Source organism: Nonomuraea mesophila (genome assembly GCF_004352805.1).
GTDB lineage: Bacteria > Actinomycetota > Actinomycetes > Streptosporangiales > Streptosporangiaceae > Nonomuraea > Nonomuraea longispora.
This window is the reverse complement of record NZ_SMLD01000393.1, coordinates 1-910: the sequence shown is the minus strand read 5'-3', so window position 1 is coordinate 910 and position 910 is coordinate 1. Positions and strand designations below refer to the sequence as shown.

The 910-nt window shown below is 72.5% G+C and carries 1 protein-coding gene; it reads right to left on the bottom strand.

The window, feature by feature from the left end:
• Window positions 1-664: DUF7158 domain-containing protein (locus E1295_RS48225; RefSeq protein WP_132642115.1), on the bottom strand; the 664-nt coding region annotated here is incomplete at its 3' end.
• Window positions 665-910 lie beyond the last annotated feature (246 nt).

Genomic DNA, 910 nt, shown 5'->3' with positions numbered 1-910 from the left:
GTGCCGAGGTTGAGCTGTGGGATGGAGGTGCCGGGTGGGGGCCCGGGACAGGAGCCGGGCCTGATCGGCCGGGTATATGCGTGGCCGTGACCGGGGTGGCGATGGCGACGTGCCATCCGAGGCCGTCCCCGACCGGGCCCACGAGCGTGTCATACGGATGAGACCGGAGGGCCTCGGCGATCGCGGTCGGCAGTGAGTCGAGCGTGATCGGCCCGAGAGGTTCGAGATCGGCGGGTGTGGCGTCGCACGCCTGCTCGCGGTCGGTGAACAGCCGATGGCGTACGAGGTGTCGTGCCGGGGAAGCGGGCACGGGAGACGGCCTGCGCCGCCATTCCGACGGGGTCACGACCTCGGCCGTGACGCGGTCGAACATGGCGCGCACCCACGGGCTGCCGTTGTAGGCGGCGGCGTTGATGGAGCCGAGTTCGACGGCGGCCAGCCGATCCAGCGGTGGCCTCTCCTGCGGGCTCAGGCCGAGGCCGATGGCCGTGCTCTCGCACAGCGTCTCGGTGAGGATGACCTGGGTCAGCCACCTGGCGAGCTGGCGGTCCTCGGAAGTGCCCGGCACCGGAAGCGCGGCACTGAGCGGGCCCTCGCGCAGGGCGGTGAGGCGGTCGTCGAGCAGCTTGCGGGAGATCGGGCGGCCATCGACCCAGCCGATCACTTCCTGGTGAGCGACGTGCCTCGTTGCCGGGCCGGTGGTCGGTCCGGTCGGTGCCGCCGGCGACGGGCCTGCCGCTGGAGCGGTGTGTGGACCGGGCGTCTGGTCCGTCCGCTGGTCGGGTGGGGTCGGCGCCTGAAATGTCCCCGGACCCGCCGCGAAACCCGCGGGGGTCTGCGGCGAGCAGGACGTTTTCGTGTCGGCGGAGGAACTCGCTTCGCCGGGTGGGGTGGTCGTGCCGCTGGGTGG